The organism is Candidatus Cloacimonadota bacterium, from assembly GCA_020532355.1.
Taxonomy (GTDB): domain Bacteria; phylum Cloacimonadota; class Cloacimonadia; order Cloacimonadales; family Cloacimonadaceae; genus UBA5456.
This window is the reverse complement of the sequence record JAJBBD010000289.1, coordinates 1-2,924: the sequence shown is the minus strand read 5'-3', so window position 1 is coordinate 2,924 and position 2,924 is coordinate 1. Positions and strand designations below refer to the sequence as shown.

The 2,924-nt window shown below is 37.1% G+C and carries 2 protein-coding genes; both read right to left on the bottom strand.

Annotation, left to right across the window (positions count from 1 at the left end):
- A partial coding sequence (locus LHW48_09990; GenBank protein MCB5260779.1) for a hypothetical protein occupies nt 1-1,344 on the bottom strand: 1,344 nt, incomplete at its 3' end.
- Nucleotides 1,331-2,924, bottom strand: a 1,594-nt coding sequence (locus tag LHW48_09985) for a hypothetical protein (GenBank protein MCB5260778.1), incomplete at its 5' end; no start/stop codon positions are given. The genes LHW48_09985 and LHW48_09990, both read right to left, overlap by 14 nt.

Below are 2,924 nucleotides of genomic sequence, written 5' to 3'. Positions count from 1 at the left end.
TTTATCTTGTGTTTCAATCCAGGATTCATAACCATTCACAAAAAGGTTCAACCATTGTATGATTTGAGAGTCAGTACTAGATGAATAATAGCTACTATCTTTAACTTTTAAGGCAGATCTTGAGTTTTCGAGATAAGTGTTTGTGCTAACAGGTGGAATTGTTGATGGTAGAACCTCAGTCTGAACTACCTTTATCTTCCCGTCCACTTTATGCCAGGAACATGCGCAATTGTGTGCTTGCGCATATACTTTGGAATCACGATACTGGCAATCCATAATTTTATCTTCCATTGTGGCATAAGATGGCAATGGTGGCTGGGGAAGAGGCAGAAGATTTTCATTTTGCACCTTGATTTTGCATTGGAACATACAGATGTCATTCAGCATAGGACTTCGCCGTAGCTCATTATTTTGAGATTTCATGTTTTGTCTATTTTCCAGCAGTAACTTAATAACTCTTATTTCTGGTTTGTTTTCTATCATCAAAACATGCAAATTGTACGATATTGAACTATTATCAATCCTGTCCGAAGGGATACAGATAACCTTACGGGTTTCGAGTTCGGACAATGTGATCTTATATTGAAAATGATGTTGACGTCTTATCCAAGTCTTCCTGTATAGTGAATGGATTGATTCTAATATGTTTTTTATCCTTGTGTAACGATCTTTTTCCAAATCCTTAGCTGATTTTAAACGCTCATAAACTGCCTGTCGGATTGTTTCTAAGTTTTTAAAATCACCACTAACTTCTTTTCTGCTTTGACCCACCAGTTTCCTGGAGAGATACACTGTTTTAGTATCCTGATCATAGGATATCAAGTTTTCTAAATATTCTTGGTTGCCTGCGTTAAGTGATCGAATAAGATCATAATCATCAAATTCCATATTGATCCGAAGCATGGGATGGATCTCAAAAGTGGGATCGAGTTGACGATAACTGCCAAAACTGATATCAATAACAGTATCTTGGGCCGCTCTATCCAAGCAAAACGATAATCCCAATGAATTGGGATAAAGTTCTGGCCTAGTAAAATCATCGTTGGCCAACCTTCCTTCTTCCACGAGATTATCCGATTTTTCAGATTCATCATCCCAATCAGGGGCCAACTCAAGCTCTGTAGTTGTATCTTCGGATAGATCTATCTCCATCTGATGTTCATCTCCTATGGATTCAGGCAATCCCTCCAAATGAGGAAATATAATTCCTGCTAAATACTTGTTTAGAGGATAATCACAGATGATTTCTTCTTCGTTGTTATCAAGGAAAGTATCGTTACATGGTCCGACTAAATTTTTACGCAGAAGTTCCTTGAGTATTACCCTAGGGTCACTCCCCTTCATTTTGGCCTCCCTGTTCAATTAGCTTAATGAATACCGCTTTTATAAAATTGTGATCAATAATGCTCTTGATGGCTTGAGAATCCAGTTTCGAGAGTAAAGGGTATTCCTCTGTATTCTCGCACACATATTGAATAATAAATTGATCATAATCTGCAGGCTGGCTTAGAATAATCATTTGAGCTTCTGCACTAAGATTGTGCCCTAAGCTAATCATCACTCCAAGAAAGTAACTTCTGCTTGATCTGATCTCAGCAGCTTCGGTGTTGTTTAAAAGCCCCTGTTTCAATAGAAAGCTTATCAGCTTTTCAAGTTTGCTCTTTTGAGGAAAGCGTGTCTTAGCATCAACTGAAACCCAGTTTTTAATAATATATTCAGAACTTACTCCTATATGCATAGCAAGATTATTAAGTTTCGTATCATAGCATGAATAATTATCGATAACATTATCATCGGACGACTCTGGATTATCAATATTCAGATACTCTCTCAATCTTTTTTTCCAAAGCTTTGAGAACCTCTCTACCTGAGCAAATCTCTGTGAGGTATTGCTCAATAGTTGGTACAGATAATCCCTACTTTTATTTTCATAGATCATTATAAAATCGGCCATCTCCAAGTCTGTAACCGATACTAAAGCAATATCATCACCATCCTTCCTGAGCACTTTCTGAGAGCAGCTGACATTTTGGATACTTGGTTCTTTTATGGTGACTACCTGTATAATGTAATTATCATAACTATCGTATCCTGTTGCCAATGGAACCATCTCATCTGAAACATCATAGATTCTGTCTTCAAATTTCACAATTGGATCATCGGTATCGCTGCTACCCAACCTATTAAGTTCAAGTTCCGGGAATAAAGACATATCCTTAGCACCAGTATTTTGTCTTTCCCAACGCTGTATCTTTTTCATGCGAGAACTCAGGGCACTAATTTCAGGTGGATATAACAACATCTTTATCCACACTTCTTGGTCCAGAATTTGTCTTTGTAGCCTGTTGATAAGATTGTAGGTTGGCAGTTGAGTAAAATAATATGTTTTAGCTGCGCTACCTTTTCCGATCTCCCTACGAAAATCTTTGTCAGATATGAGATTGATATGGCTCATATCATGAATGGTTAGTTGTTTGCGCCATTCATCCACATCCCCATTATTGACTACCAAATTTACCTTCTCATTCCCCAAACCAGCCAATGCAGACCAAATCGTAGGACTTAGTATTTTTACATCGTATATAATGCGTAATTGGTCGATTATCTGATTTATACTCTGTTCAATATCTTCTTTTTCATAATTGTCAGATAGCATTGATTTAGTGATTTCCATTCTGCAACTTGCAAGCTGCTCATCTATATTATCTAACATATTTAATTTATCACCCAATATCTTGAAAAACAGGAAATGAGCTTGCTTAAAGTGATCCCGTGAATCGTAATCATCCAACAGATTATCACGTAAACGGTAATACTCAACACAAACATCCGTCAGCTCTTCACAATCCTGGAGTCCTTTCATTTGGATTTCTATTTGGTATTTATCCAGTAAGCGATATTCTTCATTCTTGGTCCAATGCCAA